At 62.3% G+C, this 21,275-nt stretch carries 26 protein-coding genes; 16 read left to right on the top strand and 10 right to left on the bottom strand.

What is annotated here, in order from left to right:
- Positions 1–19 precede the first annotated feature (19 nt).
- Genes AS189_RS13525 through AS189_RS20030 form a run of 4 tightly spaced genes read right to left on the bottom strand, consistent with a single transcriptional unit; the run spans position 20 to position 3,233 of the window.
- The gene (locus AS189_RS13525; protein ID WP_062289937.1) at positions 20–1,243 is read right to left on the bottom strand and encodes an ABC transporter permease; all 1,224 of its coding nucleotides are present in this window, start codon (positions 1,241–1,243) and stop codon (positions 20–22) included.
- A 4-nt stretch (positions 1,244–1,247) separates the two neighbouring features.
- The gene (locus AS189_RS13520; RefSeq protein ID WP_062289934.1) at positions 1,248–2,177 is read right to left on the bottom strand and encodes an ABC transporter ATP-binding protein; all 930 of its coding nucleotides are present in this window, start codon (positions 2,175–2,177) and stop codon (positions 1,248–1,250) included.
- A 47-nt stretch (positions 2,178–2,224) separates the two neighbouring features.
- Positions 2,225–2,980: a CPBP family intramembrane glutamic endopeptidase gene (locus AS189_RS13515; protein WP_062289931.1), complete on the bottom strand. Its 756-nt coding sequence runs from the start codon at positions 2,978–2,980 to the stop codon at positions 2,225–2,227.
- A 58-nt stretch (positions 2,981–3,038) separates the two neighbouring features.
- A complete protein-coding gene (locus tag AS189_RS20030) occupies positions 3,039–3,233 on the bottom strand; it encodes a hypothetical protein (RefSeq protein WP_129587286.1) in 195 nt (64 codons plus the stop codon).
- Between the two features lie 1,635 nt (positions 3,234–4,868).
- Here AS189_RS20030 and AS189_RS13505 point away from each other — a divergent pair.
- On the top strand, positions 4,869–5,153 hold the full coding sequence (locus tag AS189_RS13505; protein WP_129587285.1) for a hypothetical protein: 285 nt from the start codon (positions 4,869–4,871) through the stop codon (positions 5,151–5,153).
- A 271-nt stretch (positions 5,154–5,424) separates the two neighbouring features.
- On the opposite strand, the gene AS189_RS13500 is transcribed toward AS189_RS13505, so the two are convergent.
- The 4 genes from AS189_RS13500 to AS189_RS20840 all read right to left on the bottom strand — a co-directional run bounded on the left by AS189_RS13500 (position 5,425) and on the right by AS189_RS20840 (position 8,195).
- Positions 5,425–6,396, bottom strand: a complete 972-nt coding sequence (locus AS189_RS13500; RefSeq protein WP_062293657.1) for a 1-phosphofructokinase family hexose kinase — start codon at positions 6,394–6,396, stop codon at positions 5,425–5,427.
- A 414-nt stretch (positions 6,397–6,810) separates the two neighbouring features.
- Entirely contained in the window at positions 6,811–7,161 is a 351-nt protein-coding gene (locus AS189_RS13495; protein ID WP_062289923.1) for an Hsp20/alpha crystallin family protein, read from the bottom strand.
- A 678-nt stretch (positions 7,162–7,839) separates the two neighbouring features.
- A complete protein-coding gene (locus AS189_RS20845; protein WP_237759855.1) occupies positions 7,840–7,995 on the bottom strand; it encodes an SPW repeat domain-containing protein in 156 nt (51 codons plus the stop codon).
- Positions 7,986–8,195, bottom strand: coding sequence for a hypothetical protein (locus AS189_RS20840; protein ID WP_237759854.1), 210 nt, complete (start codon positions 8,193–8,195; stop codon positions 7,986–7,988). Before AS189_RS20840 ends, AS189_RS20845 begins: the two co-directional genes overlap by 10 nt.
- Positions 8,196–8,448: 253 nt before the next feature.
- Between AS189_RS20840 and AS189_RS13485 the strand changes: the two genes are divergently transcribed.
- The 6 genes from AS189_RS13485 (at position 8,449) to AS189_RS13460 (ending at position 11,960) form a co-directional block, all read left to right on the top strand.
- Positions 8,449–9,186: a GAF domain-containing protein gene (locus tag AS189_RS13485; protein ID WP_062289920.1), complete on the top strand. Its 738-nt coding sequence runs from the start codon at positions 8,449–8,451 to the stop codon at positions 9,184–9,186.
- An 86-nt stretch (positions 9,187–9,272) separates the two neighbouring features.
- A complete protein-coding gene (locus tag AS189_RS13480; RefSeq protein WP_237759853.1) occupies positions 9,273–9,707 on the top strand; it encodes a 2-oxo acid dehydrogenase subunit E2 in 435 nt (144 codons plus the stop codon).
- Positions 9,704–9,946, top strand: a complete 243-nt coding sequence (locus tag AS189_RS13475; protein ID WP_062289916.1) for an acyl carrier protein — start codon at positions 9,704–9,706, stop codon at positions 9,944–9,946. Before AS189_RS13480 ends, AS189_RS13475 begins: the two co-directional genes overlap by 4 nt.
- 6 nt (positions 9,947–9,952) lie before the next feature.
- Positions 9,953–10,273, top strand: coding sequence for a PLD nuclease N-terminal domain-containing protein (locus tag AS189_RS13470; RefSeq protein ID WP_082634303.1), 321 nt, complete (start codon positions 9,953–9,955; stop codon positions 10,271–10,273).
- On the top strand, positions 10,270–11,199 hold the full coding sequence (locus AS189_RS13465; RefSeq protein WP_062289908.1) for an ABC transporter ATP-binding protein: 930 nt from the start codon (positions 10,270–10,272) through the stop codon (positions 11,197–11,199). The genes AS189_RS13470 and AS189_RS13465 overlap by 4 nt, the downstream gene beginning before the upstream one ends.
- Positions 11,196–11,960 (top strand): ABC transporter permease, encoded by a 765-nt coding sequence (locus tag AS189_RS13460; protein WP_082634302.1) that lies wholly within the window; start codon positions 11,196–11,198, stop codon positions 11,958–11,960. The genes AS189_RS13465 and AS189_RS13460 overlap by 4 nt, the downstream gene beginning before the upstream one ends.
- A gap of 157 nt (positions 11,961–12,117) precedes the next feature.
- Here AS189_RS13460 and AS189_RS13455 read toward each other — a convergent pair whose 3' ends face one another.
- Positions 12,118–12,546, bottom strand: coding sequence for a DUF1254 domain-containing protein (locus tag AS189_RS13455; protein WP_272946754.1), 429 nt, complete (start codon positions 12,544–12,546; stop codon positions 12,118–12,120).
- A gap of 333 nt (positions 12,547–12,879) precedes the next feature.
- A complete protein-coding gene (locus AS189_RS21320) occupies positions 12,880–13,104 on the bottom strand; it encodes a DUF1214 domain-containing protein (protein WP_424581578.1) in 225 nt (74 codons plus the stop codon).
- A gap of 422 nt (positions 13,105–13,526) precedes the next feature.
- On the opposite strand from AS189_RS21320, the gene AS189_RS13450 reads away from it, so the two are divergent.
- Genes AS189_RS13450 through AS189_RS13410 form a run of 9 tightly spaced genes read left to right on the top strand, consistent with a single transcriptional unit; the run spans position 13,527 to position 21,212 of the window.
- Positions 13,527–13,961 carry a hypothetical protein gene (locus AS189_RS13450; RefSeq protein WP_062289901.1) on the top strand — a complete coding sequence of 145 codons (435 nt, stop codon included), beginning with the start codon at positions 13,527–13,529 and terminating at the stop codon, positions 13,959–13,961.
- Complete coding sequence (locus AS189_RS13445) at positions 13,958–14,884, top strand: hypothetical protein (RefSeq protein WP_062289897.1); 927 nt, start codon at positions 13,958–13,960, stop codon at positions 14,882–14,884. Before AS189_RS13450 ends, AS189_RS13445 begins: the two co-directional genes overlap by 4 nt.
- Positions 14,871–16,193 (top strand): V-type ATPase 116kDa subunit family protein, encoded by a 1,323-nt coding sequence (locus AS189_RS13440; protein ID WP_082634300.1) that lies wholly within the window; start codon positions 14,871–14,873, stop codon positions 16,191–16,193. Before AS189_RS13445 ends, AS189_RS13440 begins: the two co-directional genes overlap by 14 nt.
- Positions 16,190–16,621, top strand: coding sequence for an ATP synthase subunit C (locus AS189_RS13435; protein ID WP_062289891.1), 432 nt, complete (start codon positions 16,190–16,192; stop codon positions 16,619–16,621). The genes AS189_RS13440 and AS189_RS13435 overlap by 4 nt, the downstream gene beginning before the upstream one ends.
- Entirely contained in the window at positions 16,618–16,908 is a 291-nt protein-coding gene (locus AS189_RS13430; protein ID WP_062289889.1) for a hypothetical protein, read from the top strand. The genes AS189_RS13435 and AS189_RS13430 overlap by 4 nt, the downstream gene beginning before the upstream one ends.
- The gene (locus AS189_RS13425) at positions 16,905–17,426 is read left to right on the top strand and encodes a V-type ATP synthase subunit E family protein (protein ID WP_062289885.1); all 522 of its coding nucleotides are present in this window, start codon (positions 16,905–16,907) and stop codon (positions 17,424–17,426) included. The genes AS189_RS13430 and AS189_RS13425 overlap by 4 nt, the downstream gene beginning before the upstream one ends.
- Complete coding sequence (locus tag AS189_RS13420; protein ID WP_062289883.1) at positions 17,414–19,162, top strand: V-type ATP synthase subunit A; 1,749 nt, start codon at positions 17,414–17,416, stop codon at positions 19,160–19,162. Before AS189_RS13425 ends, AS189_RS13420 begins: the two co-directional genes overlap by 13 nt.
- On the top strand, positions 19,159–20,613 hold the full coding sequence (locus AS189_RS13415; protein WP_082634299.1) for a V-type ATP synthase subunit B: 1,455 nt from the start codon (positions 19,159–19,161) through the stop codon (positions 20,611–20,613). Before AS189_RS13420 ends, AS189_RS13415 begins: the two co-directional genes overlap by 4 nt.
- Entirely contained in the window at positions 20,610–21,212 is a 603-nt protein-coding gene (locus tag AS189_RS13410) for a V-type ATP synthase subunit D (RefSeq protein ID WP_062289880.1), read from the top strand. The genes AS189_RS13415 and AS189_RS13410 overlap by 4 nt, the downstream gene beginning before the upstream one ends.
- Positions 21,213–21,275 lie beyond the last annotated feature (63 nt).

The following is a 21,275-nucleotide window of genomic DNA, read 5'->3' as shown; positions in this document are numbered from 1 at the left end:
CGGGTTGGGCATATCCCACCTACCCCGCCCTTCTGGACAGGACGGACCGCAACGGAACCTTTTTCGTGTAAGAGATCGACCCGTACTGGAAAATGCTGACGGCTAGGCGGAGCATTACTGCTGCCGAGAAGAACAGGATGGCGATGACGATGATCGACTCAACGATCCCCAACGTGCCAAGTCCGTTGCGGATGAGCGCGGTGGTTGGTGCGGTGAACGGGAAGTAGGTGAAGATCTGCACGATGACCGCGTGCGGGGCCGAGACAACCAGGCCGATAACGTAGAGCGGCACGAAGATCAGTGCCATCATGACACCAATGAAACTGCCGGCCTCTTTGGCGGTCGGCATGGCTGCCCCAACGGCGACAAGTGTGGTGGTGTACAGGGAGAATCCTCCGAGCATGAGCAGGAACCCCACGGTCATGCGCACCGGGTCAAAGGCCAGTTGTGAGAGATCCAAGGACGGCAGGTTCAACTGGTCACGGAAGAACACGTAACCGATGACAACAGGCAGGGCGAAGACAAGGGCTTGCAGCAGTCCGATCATGAACAAGGTGATGACCTTGCCGGTAATCAGGGTTGTTGGTTTCAGTGTTGTGAGGATCATTTCCGTGACGCGGTTTTCCTTCTCCTCCAGCGTTGAATTCACCATCTGCCCTGCAAGCAGCATGATCAGCCCGTAGAAGACCAAGATGAAGAGCAGAGGTGGGACTGCAGAATTAAGGCCCCCGGCCTCGGCGGATCCTTGATAGGTCGTGACGTTGATTGTCGCGGGATGTTGGGCAATGCTGGCCAGTTGGGGTGAGCCGATCTTTTCCTGCACGGACTGGCTGAGCATCTCCTGCGCGACGGCGGCGTATTTTCCGTTCTCGAAGATCCCCTGATCAACTGCATAGACTTGGATGGGTTCCGTTACCGGGTCCGCGGGGAATGCAAAGTAGGCATCAGTTGTTCCCTCCTTGATGGCGTCAATGCCCTGGCCGGAACTGCTGGCTTGAACGGCACCGAACATGGTTGCGCTCTGGTCGGTGATAAGGCCGGAATCGTCGGTGTAGGTGACGCTAAACTGGGCGCTCTTCTGGGCGTCGCTGGTGCTGCTGGTGGCGGTGTTGCTGATGACGGTCAGCACGAGAATGACTGCTATGGCAGCGGGGAACGCCAAGGTTCCGAGCCAGAACCGCTTCCTGGTGATGGTCCGGAAGAACTCAAAGGAGATCACGGTGCCCAGATTATGCTGTGCCATGATCTCAAACCCCAGCCATCTCGCGTTGGTATGCAACGTTCTGGTCCCCGTAGATCTTTATGAAGATGTCGTCCAGGGAAACCTTGGTGACGGTGAAGCCGCGAACGCACACTCCGGCGTCCTGCAGCCCACGCAAAATGAGAGACTCATCTTCATCACCGATCAGGGCCAGTTCCGCATAGTTCTTTTGTTCCAGCTCCACCGAATAGTGTGGTGACACTGGGATCTGGCCGGAGTATTTGAGCCGCACCATCCTTCCCCCGTAGCGGTTCTGCACCTCATCGATGGTGCCGTAGGCCTCGGCCATGCCATTTTTCAGCAAAAGGACACGGTCGCACAGCCGCTCAACCTCTTCCATCTGGTGGGTGATCATGACGACGGTGGCCCCCGCCTTCTTCTGGTCGGCGATGATGTCCATGAGCAGGCGCCGGTTGACCGGGTCAAAGCCCTTGGTGGGTTCATCCAGAATCAGCAGTTCCGGATCGTTCATGATTGTCACCCCCAGCTGGATCTTTTGCTGTTCGCCGCCAGACAGCTTGTCAAGTCGGAGCTTGGCCTTGTCCGCCAGGGCCACACGTTCCAGATAGTCAAGGGACCACGACTTGGCCGTGCGGCGGTCCATCCCCTTGAGGCGGCCAAAATACGTCATTATCTCGATGACCGGCTCTTTCTTGTACAAGCCGCGCTCTTCCGGCAGGTAGCCCAAACGACTGCCATCTTCAGGGCTGAACGCCTTACCGTTGATGTGTAGTATCCCGGAGGTGGGCCGGTAGATGCCCAACAGCGCTCGCACCGTTGTCGTCTTGCCGGAACCGTTGCTACCCAGAAATCCAAACGTTTCGCCGCTTCTAACGTCGAACGACAGATCGCTGATAACCGTGTTGTCTCCGAAGTCCATCCCGAATCTATCAATGTGTACTAGTGCTTCGTCCATTGTGTACCCCGTTCTGTCGTAGTGGTGCGCGTTGCAGTTGCATCAGGTTAGGCCACCGCGGTCGAAGCTGTGTCGGTGACGACAGCCGCTCCTGTCTTGGTGAGGCTATGGCGAAGAAACAGGATGTAGGGGATCATCGCGATCGCGATGATCCCCACCGTCACAGAATCTCCAAGCACTGAGTGTGCCGTAATCGTGCCGCTCAAATTGAACAGGATGTGGAAGGCAATGCCTGGCATAATGCTTCCCGTAAGCACGACGCAGTATGCCAAGGCGATGCCAATGAGTACTGCCGCGACCAGTTGCAGGGCTTGCTCAGTGAGCGAGTACCCGCGCAGGAGATTTACGAGGTGGCCGATTCCGAAGGTGACGCCTGAGATGATGATCGCGCGGGTGAGGCTGCCGCGCGTCCGAAGCGCCTGGAGCAAGAAACCGCGGAACAGGAGTTCCTCGATGAATCCGACGGCCGCCACGAGGAGAAGGGTGAATCCGATGGTGTGCAGATCAAGGTTGAGCGCGAATCCCTTGGAGTACTGCAGAAAGGCGATCGCGAATAGCGGAACATAGAAGAGCGTGAGCGGCAGTGTTCTTGCCTGGACCAACCGAATGCCATAGAAGGAGAGCCGTCCACCACCCCACAGATAGACGATGAGAACGGCCGAGACGGCAACGAGCACCAAACTCGTGAGTTCCGGGAAGTCGAGCATCGCGCCAACGTTGTCGCCGAGGTTGACTGCGAGAATATAGAGCCCAATCCAGATCAGCGCGTGCCAGATGGGTTTGGTGTCCTGAAGCGTGCGCATGTGACTCCTTTGATGGGTGAACCGCAGCTGCGGTTCGGGAAGTGCCGTTTGATGGGGCTCAACGCTTCCGAAAAAGCACCGGGTACATGGAGGCAGACAGCACGCCTGCGATCACACCGGAGGTGGTACCTGTCGCCCAAGAATTAGTTATCCAGTAGGTGAGTACGATGACTGCTGCGGTTCCGCCCATTACAGCAGCAATGAACGTGACGATCCGAGCCGGGCTGTTTCGCCGCTGGCTGTCATTGTTCAAAATATCCTCCGAGTGCTGGGCAGCCCGCAGTGGTGCGGCAACGGTCCTTACTCTTAGTACATGTGAGCTGTCCTCTGCCGGCTAGGGCACAAGGTCCTTGGTGGTTGCTGGCGATGAGGGGCCGAAGAGCTCTGACCCTTCCGGCTGCGGGATGTCAAGCGCAAGGAACCGGTCATGATTTGCGGGGCCACGTAAACGTTCGTGCAGTTCGGCTGTGCTTGATGGAAGGGTACTTGTTCGATGCCTCAAACAATGGAATTGCCGAGCGTTTGTGGCTCAGAGGGCCGCCCGTGGTGCCACCAGTGCGGAACAGACCAGTTCCTGCTCATAGAGTCTGTGGCACCATGCTCTAGCAACGTTGCCGGGCTTGTCAGCGTGGCCCTGTAGCGACGGCGTGTATTGGGGGCCCGTTTCAGGTCTTCGAATTCCAGCCATCAGAACTTGGCGAGTTCACTCATGGCCATGTCGGGGCTGATGTCGTCGTCGGTAGGTGGGAGCATCGCATTGAGCTTGGCCAGGAGGCCAGCTTCTGCTTGCGCCCCGGTTGGGTCGGTCGATTGGTATATGCGGGGCTTCCTGCCGTAGCCGCGCATGGTTGCCCGGGCCCTCCAAGTGGTTGGGCCAAGCTTCCGGCGGGCTACTTTCCCACCTCAAGCCGAAAATGGGTGTGTTGACAGTGTCAACACTTTTCCTGTCGGACTGGTCCGGACTGCGTCGTACTGGGCCGCACTGCCGCGGTACCCCGCTACTTCCCTTTGTTAATAGGGGGTTTAGATCACGTTCGATCCCACCTTTGGCACAAATATTCGAAAACCCCCTGGTGACAGGGGGTTTTCGTTTTTAGGTGTTGACACGATGTTGACAGGTGATGACCGCCTGTTCCCTTGGGGGCCCTGTTTTGCGGCGTCTTGGTCCTCCGACGCTGATTTTGCTGGTTGCTTTCTCCCTTCTGAATATTTGGGGAGTCTTCCCCTTCACCTAATTCATGGTGCGTTAGAGCCTTAGCGACGTGAGTTGGGGACGTATAGAGTCCGGGACCCGAACACTACTGCTGCTTGCAGCCGTCCCTGAACTTCCAGTGAGGGTGTTCCCGGCTCGAGACCATTGATTGCCTGAGTGCCGGTGACCAATGTGTGTTGACGAGTCCGTATTGTTCCACTCGAATAGTACGAGCAATCGTATTGTGTTCATGAAATCGGCTCTCTACCCGACGGCGCCAATAAACGGCTGTCTAATTCCTTAGATGATGGTGGGCAGAAGCTCGTGGTTCTTGACAGGTGTGAAATGGCGGCCGTCGTGCGTCAACGATTCGCGGTGTTCATGGCGTGGTTTGGCCCGGGGCCGAACTAACTCTCTGCGGATATGTCGTGAATGCTTCGAATAACAGAGTCGTGCCCGTGGGAGGGATACCCCGGGACAACCAGGGTTACCTGGTCATTGGTGAATGCGTAGCGGGTAGCGACCGTGCCTTCTGCCTGGTTGGCTAAGTCTAGATGTTGCTGCCCGATCACATTAGTCATTTTCAATACTGATGTGGCGGAAGCCGGGGCCGTCCAGATTTGTAGCAGGTGCTCCTCGTGCTGGAGTGTTGATCTGCCATTTGCGTCCCGACCCCGACCGACCGAGGAATCCGTGGTGGCTGCCCGCCACCAGATGCTGTGCGGGCCGGCCCGGATCAGCCACACGACGGGTGTGCCGGAGAGGAGCATGACACGGATCCTGGGTCGCCACGAAGAACCCTTGCTGGCCTGGTTCGACCCGGTCACCGGCGAACTCATCCGCGCCCAGGGCGCCTCGGGGCGCCGCTACGAACGGGACCGGGCCGGGGAACTGATCCACATTGACGTCAAGAAAGTTCGGCCGGATTCCCGACGGCGGCGGGTGGAGGGCCCTGGGCCGGAAAGTGACCGTGGCCCATAAAGACAAGAAGGCCCGGATCGGGTTCGACTACATTCACGAGGTGATCGATGATCATTCCCGCCTCGCCTACGCCGAGGTCCTGGACGACGAGAAGGGCGCCCCGGTCGCCACTTTTGCAGGAAACTTTGCGGTACACGACAGTACCCAACGGTTCTTTTGCGCCTATGCCGTGGCGGGCCGATTTGCTGCCTCGGCTGCGGGGGATGCGCATGCCGGGGAGGGAAGGCTTCCCTTGCCCACGAATGGGACCCGCAGCCCGGTATGTCGTTCGTCAGCTGGGGTTGGCTGCTCTGGCAACAATTTCTGCTTCGAGGCGAGCGACGTCATCGGGCCGGCATAATTCAGTGGCGGGAGTCATGACAGTGGCACTTCCGGATGCGACGGCCGTTGCCAAGGCGGCGTTGACGGGGTAGCCCTGTGCGAGCCGCAGCACGAATGCAGCCAGAAAACTGTCACCGGCGCCGACGGTACTGACTACTTGGACGGATGGCACGGCCAAACGGATGACCCCCGCCTTTGTTGCAACAACAGCTCCGGCTTCGGCAAGTGTCAGTGCCACGCACTCTGCGGAACCGTTTTCAAGCAAGGCGGAGATGGCGTTGATGTGACTTTCTTCGGAGTCTAGGGTTGCTCCGAGAAGCTCAGCCAGTTCCCTGCGGCTTGGTTTGACCATGAAGACTCCTTCCGCCAGTGCTTCAGCGAGTGCCGGCCCCGAAGTGTCCACAATGCATCGTGCATCGGCCTGCCGTGCCAGGCGGGCGACGCGGGCGTAAAAGTCGTCCGGGACACCTGGCGGCAGGCTCCCGCTGGCGACCACGTAGCCTCCTGCCCGAATGGAACGTTTAGCCAGCTCCAGGAACCTGCGCCATTCGTTTTCATGGAGCTCGGCTCCTCTGAGGACGAAACGAAATTGTTTGCCTGTTGACGCTTCGTCGACCGTGAAGTCTTGCCGGGTATCACCGTCGACTGTGGCAACTAGGGCAGGGATGCCCTCGGCTTCCATCAGCTTGCGATACGTGTCCCCGGTTGTGCCACCTGCGGTGTACAAAGCCAAAGCATGCCCGCCGAGTCGATGCAAAACCCTCGCGACGTTTGCCCCGCCGCCGCCCGGTGCGATGTGGCTGCCGTTGCACCGGAGTTTGTGACCGCTGTAGACGAGGTCAGTGGATGTGCTTATGTCTAGTGCCGGATTCACAGTAAGGGTGAGAATTGGACTTGCGAACTGTGCCTGTGAGCTGTTCATGTTTCCTAGCATAGGAGACCCGTTCTCCTTTGAGCATCCCCATGCCAAGGATCAATTGTTTGTCGAGCGGGAACAGACTCAGTGGACCCCAGTCCACATCCAATTGGTTCTCCCTGGCAGTAGCCACTGACGAACTCCAAATTGGCCGCCTAGGTGATGGGCCACACCACCCGCGTGAGCCAGCTCGACGGATTTGTTTGCGTTGCAGGACTGCTTAGATAAAATTTACACATTGTGTCCGCGGGAGTACTGACTTCCGCCTGCATTCGCTGCTGGATCGGCCCGTATGTCTTTTTCAGGGTGTCATATGATCCCATGCGCATGGCCTCAAAGGGTTCGGTTGCCGGCAACGTGCTTTCCTGAACCTCTTCTGTTGCCTTGAATTGCCCGACAATGGGAAACCCAGCTTCGACGTCAATGGTTTGGCTGGGTATGCCGTGGTACCGCGCGACGGGGCTTGACTTCCAGAATCCCGTCCTTGAAGTAAGCGGTGATGTCTGCTTCGGTGACACCCTCAGGCAGTGGGATGCGCCGGAGCATGGATCCGTAGCGGAACTGTGAACGGTATGCACCGTCAGAATGCTTTTCGGAGTTTTCTTCCCGGTGGGCGCTGATGGTCAGGATCCCGTCGGTGACGGAGACCTCCACATCTTTGCCGGGGTCGATGCCCGGCAGTTCGGCCCGGACCACCAAGGTGTTGTCCTTTATTGACTCCTCCACCCACATGCCGGAATTCCCGGTGTCACCATCAAAGAGTCGCTGCATGGAGTCGAGCAGGTTGAAAGGGAATCGGGTGAACAGGTCAAATGGTGCAACCCAACGGGCTGCGTCCAGAGGCGTTCAGCTCAACATTTCAGACGTGGCGTTTCTCCTGATGTCGGGGCCGTGTCGGTCGGGGCGCGGTCGGTGCTTACAGTTCACGCCAGAGGGCGGCTGGCCGATAGAGCACAAAGTCCCACGCCGGAGCTGTTGGTGGCTGAGCTTGCCAGCATTGGGGCCAAAGGACACTGTCGCAGCCGACGGCCGGGTGCAACGATCAAGACGACCACCGATCAATGGTGGATGCAGGGTCCTGTGCAGCTTGAGTGGCAGGGTCAGGGCGAATAGCTGAGGAAGTGCGTTGTGGGTGGTCATCAAGAGCTCGGAGCGGGGTGTGCCAATGTGGCCCGGTTGTGGTGCGAGGATTGTGATACTGACGAATTCCTCATTATTGAATCGGTCACGTCATGTTCTTGTGCCATTGCGGGCGCCGTAGGCTTGGGATATTCCTGCCTCGAATGTGGGTGCTTCGCGGCACATTGCGTGCGGGTCAGCGAGGTGGGGGACGCGCTGGAGCAAATGGTCAGGGTCATGAGGCGATAGCCAGCCAGTACCCGGGCACCAAGAGAGGGACCCAGTTCCGGCGGGTTCCTCTCTTGCGTGGTGTGTTGTGCAGTTTCTGCCCTAGTGGGAGGCGGCAGCATTGTGGTGGGCGACGTTGCTTGGCTTGAAAGCAAAGCCCGTGGCAATGACCACGTCCGCGCCGGCGATCCATGAGATCCAAGCTGCCCCCGTCTGAGCCGTGTAGGACCCAAACCACGGTGCCAGAATCAGCGCCACACCGGAAACAAGCTAAACACCTTCCACCCAGACCCTGCCAGGGGCGAAAGGTTGACCACGCCGCTGACGGCGATCACAACGCCCAGGACCACCATGAGCCACCTGGATTGTGTGGTGTGCGCGGTCCAGATAGGTGACAAAGCGGCCACTGCGCCACCGACGAAGGCGGCCCAATCTTGCCACCGGTTCCATTTCTTCACTTGAATCTGCCTCCTCGAATAGATCCAGCGCGGGTGTGGGACATCACTCCTTTCAGACTGCCGCCGACCATCCCCAACGGTACAAAGACCCTTTCTTGGGCACTATGTTGGAGGGGCGCTGAGGCCGTATTGGTTTGGCCGGGCCGGGACTGTGGTTGGTGACTTTCGGCCCTACCATGCACAACTTGGCCGCAGTAACCTTCGTTGAGAAGGGGGCTAACAAGACTGGCCACTGCGGAGATTCGCCAGGCCAATGGTGCCCCTGCTGCAGGAGGTGGGACGGTTGATCAAGAAGTCCGTTGAAAGCTGCGGATTGCCCAGCAGCGACTCAGCCGATGACGAGGAACTCTTGTTGCTGGATCTCCTGCTGGCCTGTGACGATGTGCCAACATTCTTGGCCGGTCTGGCGGCCTTGGCTGCAACACATTATTCCCGCCTAGGGGCTACGGCGGAATGTGGCGTATACCTCCCCGTTGAGGGGAAGGCTGCAATCAGCGCCGCCAGCGGACCAAGTGCCGCAGTCCTGGTGAAGGACCACGGCATGACCGGAGGTGGACCTTGCCAGGCTGCAATTACCTCCTGTGATCATGTGCTGGTTCAGAACGTGGCACTGCTCCACCAGTGGCCTGAATTCTCGGCGGCTGCCGCTGCCGTCAACGTCAGTTCCGTGCTGGCAATACCGCTGGACTTGGGCTATGGTTCCCATGCTGTCTTGGCCGCTTATTCTCACCGCAACGGCTGTTTCAGTGCGTTGAGTGTTGAATCGGGCCTCCGGTTCGCCGAGTTGGTTTCACGCGTGTTGAAGTTGGTCTTGCGGATGGCGCAGCTGAGGGAGGCACAGGACCAGCTACCGGCAGGGATGCGCTCTCAAGTCTCCGTCACCACCGCTGTTGAAGTTGTTCATGAACGGGGCGAATTCCCGGGGGAGGGTGCTCGCGGAGCCACCGCCGTCAAGCAGGCCGGACGCACATGGGGAGAGCCGGGGCGCTGATGAACACGCCAGGCGCGAAGACCGTTGGATGGCAGAAAGGACCTTCTGCTCTAGGCAAAAAACCGCAACAGGCGTCGGATGGTTCCATGACAACAGGAGCAGTGCCAGCGACCCGTTGGCCCGTCATCCCCAAAGACAACACCGCATTTAGGGTGCGGCCAGACCTGGTGGACTGCGACCAGGCAGATGCCGCATTCAGCTGGGACGAGGCCAGGAATGATCTCGCCGGACGTGAGACCCTGCGTCTTGTCAGGGCTGACGGCAGCACGCGGCCCCTCACGGTGACAAACCTTGGCGACCTCGGCGTCGACAGGGTCTATGGCGTGATCTATCCGCCTCAGGTGGCCATGCTCGACTTCGGGTGCGTGACGGAACAGCCTTGGGCGCACAACGGCCTGCTCGTGGTGAGGCCCGCCGTCATCGCGACCCTCTCCGCGGGCCACCGGGTCAGCGACGGTCTCCGTGAGGGACGCTACCTGGCCCGCATTGATAAACTAGTGCAACATCCGGAGGAGCTATGACTGAACAAGAAGCCCGTGCGGCCGTCCAAGCCGCCATTGCCCAAGTCGCCCCGGACATCGCGCTGGCTGATTTTGATGACGCCTCACGGCTGCGGCAGGACCTTGAACTTGATTCCTTGGACTTCCTCCGGCTTGTGGAAACCATGGACGCCAGCACCGATGTGGACATTCCAGAGCGTGACTACGCATCTGTGGGAACCATCAGGGGCCTTATCGACTACCTTGCCGCCCGCGGCTGAGCAGCCATGAACATGGACCCCGGTTCACTGCCGGCGGGAGTATTGGTGATAGTAGGCGTTTTGGCCCTCGTTCAGCTGGCGCTGGATGTAGTTGCCTTGGTTGATCTTGCCCGGCGACCCAGGGAGTCAGTTGTCTTCGGCAACAAGTGGGCATGGGTGGCCATCATTGTCCTTGCCAATCTGGTCGGCGCCATCCTCTACCTTGCAGCCGGCCGCCAGCCCGCCTCGCCGCCCCGCGACCCGCCTCACCATCACGAAGGGACCACCCGGGCGCAGACCATCGCCGACGAGCTCTACGGCTTGCCCGGGGACAGGAATACCCCATGAGCGCCGCACTCGAGGTGGTGGCACTGACCAAGACCTACAAAGGCAAGAGCGTGCTCGACGCCGTCGACCTCACCGTGGAGGAGGGGGAGATCTTCGGTTTCCTGGGCCCGAACGGGGCCGGAAAGACGACGACCCTGCGTCTGGTCACGGGAATGGCGCGCCCAACCTCTGGAACCATCACGGTGTTGGGCCAGGAACTGTCCACAGCAGGCAACGCGGTGCGGGCACAGCTGGGGTTTCTGCCCGATGTTCCAGCGTTCTACCCATGGATGACGGCCATGGAATTTATGCATCTTGCCGGGGACCTCTCCGGACTCGATCACCGAGTGACCAAGTCCAGGACGGCGATGCTACTCGACTCCGCCGGCTTGGGCGGTGTGATGGGCAGGATTGGAGGGTACTCACGGGGCATGCGGCAGCGCCTGGGCATTGCCCAGGCGCTGATCAATGCCCCGCGGCTGCTGCTGCTCGATGAGCCCACCAGCGCATTGGACCCCATTGGACGCAAGGATGTCCTGGAGCTGATTGACACTCTGCGCGGGCGCACAACCATCTTCTTTTCCACCCACATCCTCAGCGATGTTGAGCGGGTCTGCGATTCGGTCGCCATTCTGGACCGGGGGCGGATCCTCACACAGGCGCCCATCCACGAACTCAAGGCACGGCATGGTCGCCACAAAATCGTGATGGAGGTGACTGAGGGTGCCGACGGCCTGGCGGCGGCCATCGCCCAACGGCCATGGGCGTTCTCGGTGGTGCGCGACGGTGCCGGCTCCTTTGAAGTCAGCGTGAGGGATGTGTTCAACGCCCAACATGACATTCCCGGGCTGGTTGCAGCCCAGCACGCCGGGCTCATCCGGTTCGAGGCGGGGGAGCAGGGGCTCGAGGACATTTTCGTCGAACTTGTCGGGGACGTGAAGGCATGAGAAGTTCGTGGGTCTTTGCCCGCAAGGAAGCCCTGGAGATCACTCGGACATGGAGAATCTACGTACTGCCATCGATCATGCTGCTTTTTGCCGTCACAGGACCGGTCCTTGCCAAGTACACGCCGGAATTGCTGGGCGCTGTCGCCGGGAGCCAATTCGCCTCGCTCCAGCTTCCTGAACCCACCGTTTTCGACTCTTACGGCCAATGGATCAAGAATCTGTCTCAAATTGTCATCTTCGCACTCATCATTATTTATGGGGGCATTGTCTCCGCCGAGCGCCGCAGCGGTACGGCCGTCCTGATGCTCACCAAGCCTGTGTCCCGGGCCACCTTCATTGTGGTGAAAGCTGTGGTGCACGCATCCTTCCTCGTCGTCCTCCTCGCGGGCGGGACCCTGACTACGTGGGGTCTGACAGCAGTGGTTTTTGGCACGGCGCCCGGACGCTCGTTGTGGTCAGCAGCGCTCCTTTGGCTGGTGATTGCCATCGTCTTCCTCTCCCTGATGACACTTTTCTCTGTGCTGATTCCTTCGGCGGCCGGCGCCGCCGGTGCCGGGCTGGGCGCCTTCATGGTGCTCTCGATAGGGGCCGTCTGGAAGCCTGTCAGCGACCATTCACCCGCTGGCATTCTGGAACGGGCTGCGGCCCTGGCCAGCGGTGCGGGGATTGACTTCCCACTGTGGCCCCTCATCAGCTCCATTGCGCTCAGTGTTTCCGCAGTCTTCCTCGCTGCGATCCTCTTCAGGAGGCAGGAACTCTGACGCGGGCAGGCGGGCAGGAGTGTGCATGTGTGGTTGGCTGCCTCGATGAACCCCAGTACCAGAAACTGTTAACAAGTATCGGACCGGAGAGTATCAGCCGCAAGAATCCAGAACAGCCACAAGAACAGCCCCGAAGTCAGGGACTGCCGGGGAGAAGTCAATTTCTTCCGGGCGCCTGTTGCTGCTTCAGCGGCGACAGTTGTGCTTGCGCTGCAAGCGCGTAAGCGACGGGAAGATCGTCGCTGCTCTCGACGAAGACATGGCCAATGATGAGCCCAGCGTCGGTTGGAGAAACAATCTGCGTCATGCCTGTGGGCACCGTTCCCTCCCAACCAGGCCCACTGAGAACGTAGTCGCCCGCTCTGGTTCCGGTCATCCGCTTGCCGATGTAGGCAAAATTGGTGCTGTGCGACGAGTCGGTAAACTGCACGCTGTAGTAGCAACCCGCCATGTCGGGCACATGCAGGACTTGGGGTCCGTAGCTCAAGTCAAGCCAACCGCCGATGTACAGCAGGTCATCGGCGCCGGTTGCCATCAGGCACCCGTACGAACCGGATGGGGAAGAGAGGGTGGGCACGGCGTGCAGAGTGTTGACAGGGATTGGGCCCTCACCGAACCCATGCCTGACAATCGACCTCTTGAAGCCATTGACCGTGAGCCGGGGCCGTAACTAGATGAAAGTCGGCGTGCCGAGCGCCCAGACGATGACTGCCGGTTCGCTGTGGTGAGGGCCGGTCGAACTTCAAGATGAGGCGGTTCATGTCACTGCGCCCTAACAAGGCGCGGCAATTCATAGCTGCCGTCAATGATTGCGGCGCCAGGAAGCTACACGCGAAATATCAGACTGCCCCCCCGGATGGAGTGGGCGCCTTGTCTGCTCGTGGGCGCCGGGCGCCTTGTGCTGGAGGTAGATGTCAACTTAACCATCCGTGTTCCGCTCGAGAGATGAACGGTCGCCAATAATTTGGCGATGTGATGATTTTTTCACCATATACCCGGCGGCATCGGTCGGAGTGAGCGACCAGAAGGCGTCATCCGGTGGGAGTTTCCCGTCAGGAAAATGCAGCATGTAGCCATTCCTGCCAGTAAGCCGCCGCCCTGAGCCATCCACAGCGGCCGTCCCATACGCAGCCTCCTCAACCACATTGACCACGGGCAGGGCTTTGTCTCAGGCAGCCCCCACCAGGAATCCGTTGCCAGGCTGGCCGCACTTGCGGATGGCAGTCCATCCATTGGCCGTGGTTGCAATCGACCGGCAGACGGCATTCATGACCAGGACAGCGCTCAAGAATGCCAGCACTGCACCGATGATTACTCCTTGCACGACGCCGGAGGATGAGAATCACGCCAGGGCAATTGCCATAACCGCAAAGTACCACACAGCCAAACTGCCCGTCCCGAACACAGCCATTCGGACGCTGGCTCACCGTTGCCAATGAAGTTGCTGTGCCGATTATGGTTGGGACGGCAGTCACGGGCCTGACGCGCCTCGCGTCGGGACAGGGAGTGCGATGTTTCAAGGAGAGGCCTAGACTGGGGCCGAAGAGACATTCCAATGGAGGTGTCATGGCGCGATTGAGTGTTCTGGACCGCTTTAGGCCCATGGGTGCGCCCGGCCCCGCAGGACCCTCGGGTGTCCCGGCAGTCGAAGCCCAGGGACCCGCCACTGAGTTGATCCCCGTGTTCGCCGCGCTCCACGCCGATGTCCAAGGGTGTGAAGAACTCGTTGCGGCAGCGCGCCGCCAAGCCGAACACGATGTAGCCGAGGCCCGGACGCAGGCCGCAGCGATCGTTTCGCAGGCCAAGCTCGACGCCGGCGCCGCCCGCGCGGAGGCTGCCGCCGTCGTTGAACGGGATGCCAGGGCCAGGGATGCACGGGACATGAACCGGGCACGCCAGGAGGCTGAATCCGTGGAAGAAGCCGGGCTGGCCCTCATTCCCGCCGTCGTCGGCAAAGTCACCAACTCCCTGCTTGACCCTCAGATTGCCGACCCGAAATGAAGGCGGACTGGGTTGCGGCCTCCGTGCGGGCCCGGTCCATGGCACAGCGCCGAATAGGTGCAGGCAGCAGCCGGGCGCTTGCTGCCGAACCCACCATTGCTGCTGCGCTGGCCACGCTGGAACAGTCATGCTACGCGGAACGGCTCACCGGCGCATCCAACCTTGCCGCCGCCGAACGCGCCATTTCGGAGACAGTTCTGTGGCAGTTGCGAGTTCTGGCCGGCTGGCTTCCAGCTACGGGTACCGCGCTCGCGCGGGCCGCGGCGGCCACGTTTGAGATAGAGAACATTGTTGCCCTAGCCCACCAGCTCACCGGCGGAACAATAGCCCCCGAACCATATCGGCTCGGGGCTCTCGCTACCGCCTGGCCGCGTCTGGGGCGGGCCGGAACGATCGAGGACCTCACCACGATGCTGCGCACCTCATCTTGGGGCGAGGTCGGCGATGGAGGTCCCGGGCCGCTCCGGGCCGCACTAAGGGTGGTCTGGATGCGGCGGCTGGCGGCAGTAGCACCCCCGGTATTGCCGTGGTGCGGTGCGGTGTGCGTCCTCACAGCGGCCCGGAGCCTCACAGACGACGGGGCATCCGCGGCCCCGCAACTCATTCACCTCCTGCGCCCGGTGCTTGGTCGGGCGTGGCAAGGCGCCCGGAGCATTCCCGAATTCCGGGCGGCCCTGCCACCGTCCCTGCAAAAAGTGGTTCGTGACATTGCCACACCCACGGAACTGTGGCGTGTGGAGGCCCGAGTGCACGCCGAGCTGGAGGCTGATGGATTCCGCCTCCTGCGCGGCTCCCTGCCTGGTCCTGATGTGGTGTTGGGCGCCATTGCCGTGCTGTCGGTGGACGCCTGGCGAGTGCGGGCCGCGCTGGCCGCCGCGGCCGCGGGTGCCGGATCAAGCGAGGTGCTCAATGAAGCTGCGTGACTCGCTAGCCCCTGCCCGGATGGTACGGATAGCCCTGGTGGTGCCCGAACATGAGCGCAAAAGCATGCTCGCAGCCATTGCGCTCAGCGGTCTCGTGGAGTTGGAAATGCCCTATGAACCAGGCACTGACCCCAGGGAACTGGACAAGGCTGCGGCGGCGGCCGTCGTCTCCGGGCCAACGGCCGCATGGCTGGGCTGGGCCCCGCAACACGGTATTGCCGCGCTCACCGAGACGCTTGCCCCGCTGGGTGCGGCCGTGGTGCCACTCCCGGGACCGCGATGGATCCAGCCTCCCACGATGCTCGGCTCCGGCAGCCGCCCGGGCATGTCCCGGACCCTTGTGGACACATACGGGACCGTGCCCTACGCGGACCTGGACCCGTCGCGCCTTGCGGCTGCGGCCTACATCCTGATGTTCGGGATGATGTTCGGCGACGTCGGCCACGGGGCCATGCTGCTGGTCTGCGGCCTGCTGCTGCGCACCGGACGCATCAAGAAACTTGCCCCGCTGAAACGTGCCTGGGCATTCGTGAGCGCTGCCGGGCTTGCCGCTATGGTCTTTGGGCTGATGTATGGGGAGGCATTTGGCCCCACTGGCCTGGTGCCTGTGCTGTGGCTGGAACCCCTGGCCAACCCCGTCCCGCTGCTGCTGGCCGGCCTTGGAGTGGGAGCATGCCTACTCGCAGGCGCCTATGCCGTGGGAACCATCAATCGCGTGCGCGAGAGCGGTTGGGGATTGGCGCTGTACGCCCGCTCCGGCGCTGCCGGTTCGCTTTTGTTCCTGGCCGTGGGGCTGCTGGTCTGGGGGCTCGTCGCCGGTATCGGGGTCCTGGTCGCCACCGCCGTCGTCCTTGCCCTTGCGGCATTGATCTTCATTTTCGTTGGCCTGTACGTAGAAGCCGGAGGAGGAGGGACCGGGGTGGCGCAGGCGTTCATTGAACTCGTGGACACCGTCATCCGGCTCGGCTCAAACATTGTCTCCTTCGCCCGCCTCGCTGCCTTCGGACTAACCCACGCCGCCCTCTTGATGGTGGTGTGGAACGGTACGACGGCGCTTTGGGAACCAGGGTGGCGCGCAGGTGCCGCCATCCTGCTGTTCCTGGTGGGCAATATCGTCACCTTTGCGCTGGAGGCGCTGGTGGCAGGCATCCAGGCCCTGCGCCTTGAATACTACGAGCTTTTCTCACGCATCTTCCAAACCGAGGGCCGCCCGTTCAGGCCATGGTCGCCAGAAATTGAGGCTTTCAGTGCCACAGCCATTGCCGGCAGCCCCGCCGCCGCAATCCCAGTTGAAAGGCCGTTACCGTGAATCCCTGGTTCGCCGCCATCCCTGTGTTCCTGATCGCCGCGACAGGAGCCGTTCTCCTTGTCAAACGCTGGCGAAAGTCGGCGTTCAAGATCCTGATGGCCATTAATATCGCGGTCATGGTGGGAGCGCTGGCCCTGCTGGCCAGCGCCATGACGGCCGGTCCCGCGGCAGCGGCAGTCCCGGCCGTCACCGCGGCTGCCACCACGGCACCAGGGGCAGGGGGCGCGGCCCTGATAGCGGCCGCCATCGCCGTGGCGGGATCCTCGATCGGGGCGGCCTTTGCTGTTGCCTACACCGGTTCGGCCGCGCTGGCGGCCATGAGCGAACGCCCGGAAATCTTTGGCCGGGCCATGGTGGTGGTGGGCCTGGCCGAGGGAATCGCCATCTACGGCCTCATCATCGCCATCATCCTGATCGGCAAGGCATGAGCCAGGCATTCACTGTGGCGCCGGGAAAGCCGGGGGCCGCGGCAAGCCGGCCCGTTACGGGTGTGCCCGGTCCCATGGCAGCTATCGGAGAGCAATCACTCCTGGCCGGGTTCCATCTGACAGGCGTGGTTGTCCACGCCTGCGAAAGTGACCCGGAAATCCTCGGCGCGTGGAGCAAACTGCCGAAGGACACCGCATTGGTGATCCTGACGCCGCGCTCCGCAGAGGCCTTGGGGAGGGAACTCTCCGACCCCCGCTCGCCTCTGACGGTGGTGTTGCCAGCATGAACTTCCTGGCTCCGGAATCCAATGCCGCCCTGGCCCCGCTGCGACAGGCGCTGCGGACGAATGCGGAAGAGCAGGCCGCGGATATTCGCCACGGCGCTAGCCTGGAGGCCGCGGGCCTGTTGGCCTCAGCGAGGGAGCAGGCAGCCCAGATTCTCGCAAGAGCCACCAGGGAGGGAGAAGACTCGGCCAGGTCCCAGGCCGCGCTGCGCTCGTCCCGGGTTCGCCGCGAAGCACAGGAACTGGTCCTGGCACAGCGCAGCGCCGTCCTGGCCGAACTCCGCCGCCAGCTCAGGGCACGCGTATCGGCGCTGCGGGACGACCCCCGCTACCCGGCACTCGTTGCGGGGTTGACGGAACACTGCCGGACGCTTCTTGGCCCCTCGGCCAGGGTGTCGGAGAGTCCCGACGGCGGCGTCATCGCCGAGGCTGGCACGCGCCGGCTGGACCTTTCCCTTCCCGTCCTAGCCGAGCTGGCCTTGGAGTCCATGCCCGAGGAGAGTGAACTGTGGACCCGGTAGCAACCAGAAGAAACGGACTGGTGTCCCGGGTCAGCGGACCCCTCGTGGAGATTGAGGGTGTGGCAGGGTTGTCCATGCTTGAACTGATCTCCCTCGGCCCGCAGCGGATCACTGCCGAAACTGTGGCTATTGTCGGCAACAAGGCCACCCTGCAGGCCTATGAATACACTGGCGGGCTGAAAGCCGGTGATGTTGCCACAGCCACGGATGCCGAGCTTTCCGCCCTGATGGGTCCGGGACTGCTGGGCCAGGTGTTTGACGGGCTGATGCGCCCCCTGTCCTCGGCGCCCATGTGGCTGACGCCGGACCGTTCAGGATCCACCGGCGATCGCACCGTCCTGGCCCGCGAGTGGGCCTTTGTTCCAACAGCCGTGGCCGGTGCGAAGGTTTCGCCTGGCGAAGTCCTGGGCACCGTTCCGGATTCCGGATCGGTGGAACACCGCGTCCTGGTACCCGTTGGAGTGTCAGGCGAGTTGAGCTGGATTGCACCGGAAGGCAAAGTTCAGGTGCTGGATCCAATTGCAGTGGTGGCCGGCCACCAGGTGTCGCTGGCCCACCCCACCCCGATACGCCGCCCGCGCCCCTTCCGGATCCGACACAGCGACACGGTTCCGCTGCACACAGGCCAGCGGGTCCTTGACTTGATGTTTCCTGTGGCGCGCGGGGCTGCCGCGGCCGTTCCTGGGGGCTTTGGAACGGGCAAGACCATGATGCTGCAGCAGATCGCAAAATGGAGCGACGCCGACGTCATTGTCTACGTGGGGTGTGGGGAACGGGGCAATGAAATGGCGGACGTCCTGGACGGGCTCTCGCAGCTCGAGGACGCCCGGACGGGTGGCAAGCTGATCGACCGCACCGTCATCATCGCCAACACCTCCAACATGCCCATGATGGCCCGGGAGGCCAGCATTTTCACCGGGATTGCGGTGGCGGAGTTCTACCGTGACATGGGCTACGACGTGGTGGTGATCGCCGACTCCACCTCACGGTGGGCGGAAGCCCTGCGTGAATTTGCCAACCGCAACGGTGACCTTCCCGCAGAGGAAGGCTACCCGGCCAACCTTGCCTCCGAGCTGGCGGCATTCTATGAACGGGCAGGGCGGGTGACAACGCTCGGCGGGAACACCGCTTCGGTCACCGTGATCGGTGCCGTGTCCCCGGCCGGGGGAGACATGAGCGAACCTGTCACCACCGACTCACAGCGCTTCGTCCGGTCGTTGTGGATGCTGGACCGGGATTTGGCATACTCCCGCCACTATCCCGCCGTCAGCTGGACGGGCTCTTTCGCCAGGGACACTGACGAACTGGGTTCCTGGCATGCCGCCAACGGTCAGCCCGGCTGGGCCTCCCGCCGGGCACGCGCCGTCGCACTTCTGGCCGAGGCGGACCGTTTGGCCGAGCTGGCGGAAATCATTGGCCAAGCCTCACTGCCTGGGCATGAACAAGTCCTGTTGCTGGGTGGCCGGCTCCTGCGCGACGGCGTATTGATGCAGAATGCGCTCAACCCCAACGACGGTTTCTGTTCCGCCGACAAGGGGGCCGCGCTGCTGGATGGAGTGCTCGACGTCGTTGACGCCTGCCAGCGGCTGCTGGACCGTGGCGTGGCAGCCGCCACCATTGAGAGTGCCGATTTTTCCCCGTTGCTGCGGGCCCGGGAAGATTTTGGGCCCTCCGACGGGGCCGGGGTGCGGGAACGCTGCGGACAGGCCATTGCCGCGTTGGAGGCCCTGCAATGACGGGCTTTGGCGACCAAGGTGAGGAAGCGTCCGGCATCACGGCGGCTGCGCCACTGTCAGGGCGCTTCGGTGCACAGGTCTCCCACAGCGACATCCGGGAACTTCGAGGCCCCCTGCTTGTGGTGGGTGGGGCAGACGGCGTTGGCTGGGACGAGTTCGCCACCATCGACATGGACAGCGGGGAAAGCCGCCATGGGCTGGTGCTGGAGGTGGACAGGGACCTGGCGACCTTGCAGGTGCTCGAAGGCACCGACGGCATGGCGCTGGGCGGAATCGGGATCCGCTTCGACGGCCGGCCCCTGCATATCCAGGTGGGCACGGCGTGGCTAGGCCGAGTCTGCAACGGCCGGGGGGAACCGCTCGACGGCGGACCGCCGGTGACGGGGACGGCGACACTTCCGGTCAGCGGCTGGCCGTTGAACCCCGTCTACCGGGAGCCCCCGGCCGAACCCGTCCTGACCGGCGTCTCGGTCATCGACGGGCTCATGACACTGGTCAGGGGGCAAAAACTGCCGATCTTTTCGGTGCCTGGCCTGCCACACCTGACACTGGCCACCCAGATCGCGGCGCAGGCCACCTCCAGCGGAAAATCATTCCGGGTGGTGTTCGCCGCCATGGGGCTGACCCATGCGGACATTGCCTATGTGCGGGACCGGCTTGAGGAACGCTCCGCCAGCGGGGAACTGATCCTATTGCTCAACGCGGCTGACGACCCTGTCATAGAAAGGATTCTCACCCCACGCATTGCACTGACCATTGCCGAGCACCTGGCCTACACGGAGGGCCACGACGTCCTTGTCATCATGTCCGACATGACCAGCTACGCTGAGGCGGTCCGCGAGGTGTCCGCGGCACGGCGGGAGATCCCCGCCCGGCGCGGCTACCCCGGGTACCTGTACAGCGACCTCGCCACCCTCTACGAGCGTTGCGGGAGGGTCAAGGGCCACGAGGGGTCCGTGACGATTGTGCCAGTGCTGACAATGCCGGCCGGCGACATCACACACCCTGTTCCGGACTTGACCGGTTACATCACTGAGGGCCAGGTTGTCCTTGCCCCAGACGTCGCGGCACGCGGCATCTACCCGCCGGTGGATGTGCTTTCCTCGCTATCACGGCTGATGCGCAGCGGTGCAGGCAATGGCCGCACCCGGGAGGACCACCTCGATGTGGCGGCGCAGGTGATGGCCGCCCTGGCTCGCGCCCGGGCGGCCGGTGAACTGGCCGAGCTGGTGGGCGAGGCCGCGTTGAGCTCCACCGACCGTAGCTACATCGCGTACCGGACATTGGTGGAGGGTGGTCTCTTCAACCAGGGAAGCGATGAATCCAGGACTCTGGACGACACCCTGGGCAGGGCATGGGCGGCGCTGGCGGCCCTTCCTGAACCTGAACTGACCATGGTGCCAACCGCGTTCCTCGAGAAGTACTTGCCCAGGGGTGGTGAGCGGACTTGAGCAGCACGGGGCGGGCAGCCAAGGTGCAGACTGAGCGGCGCCTGGAGACTGCCCGCCACGGCGCCCGCCTGCTGGACCGCAAACAGCACATCCTTGTGGACCAGCTGGACGGCCTTCAGCCCCAGCTGGAGGCGGCCCGGGGGGAGTGGGAGGCTCTGGCTAGGGAGGCGGCCGTGTGGCTGCGCCGCTCGGCTGCCCTGGACGGAAGCATCCAGATGGAGGCCGCTGCACCGTTGGCCCCCGCAACCGTCCGGCTGCGATGGGGCAACACCATGGGCGTGCGGTTCCCGGAAGATCCAGAGTGCGATTTTCCCGAGCTGCCCCCAGCGGGAGGAAGCTCGGCATTGTCCTATGCGGCCTCCACTCATCAGGAGGCGCTGCTTTCCGGGCTCCGCCATGCCGTGCTCCAACGGCAGCGCCTGTTGCTGGCCGCCGAGCTCGCGGCAACCAGGACCCGGCAGCGGGCTGTTGAGAACCGGTGGATACCCCGCCTCGAAAGTGAACTGCTGGAGATCCGCCGCCAGCTTGATGCGCAGGAGCTGGAGGAAAGCCTGCGCCTTCGCTGGGCTGCCGATCGGACCACTGCATCCCAGCGCTGATCCAGGGCTGCAGGCTATGCGCTGCCCGGACTGGATGTGGTGACCTTTGCCCCTGCCGACGGC

The sequence above is a fragment of the Arthrobacter alpinus genome (genome assembly GCF_001445575.1).
GTDB classification, from domain to species: Bacteria; Actinomycetota; Actinomycetes; order Actinomycetales; family Micrococcaceae; genus Specibacter; species Specibacter alpinus_C.
The sequence above is the reverse complement of the archived record's forward strand: the minus strand, read 5'-3'. Positions and strand labels throughout refer to the sequence as shown.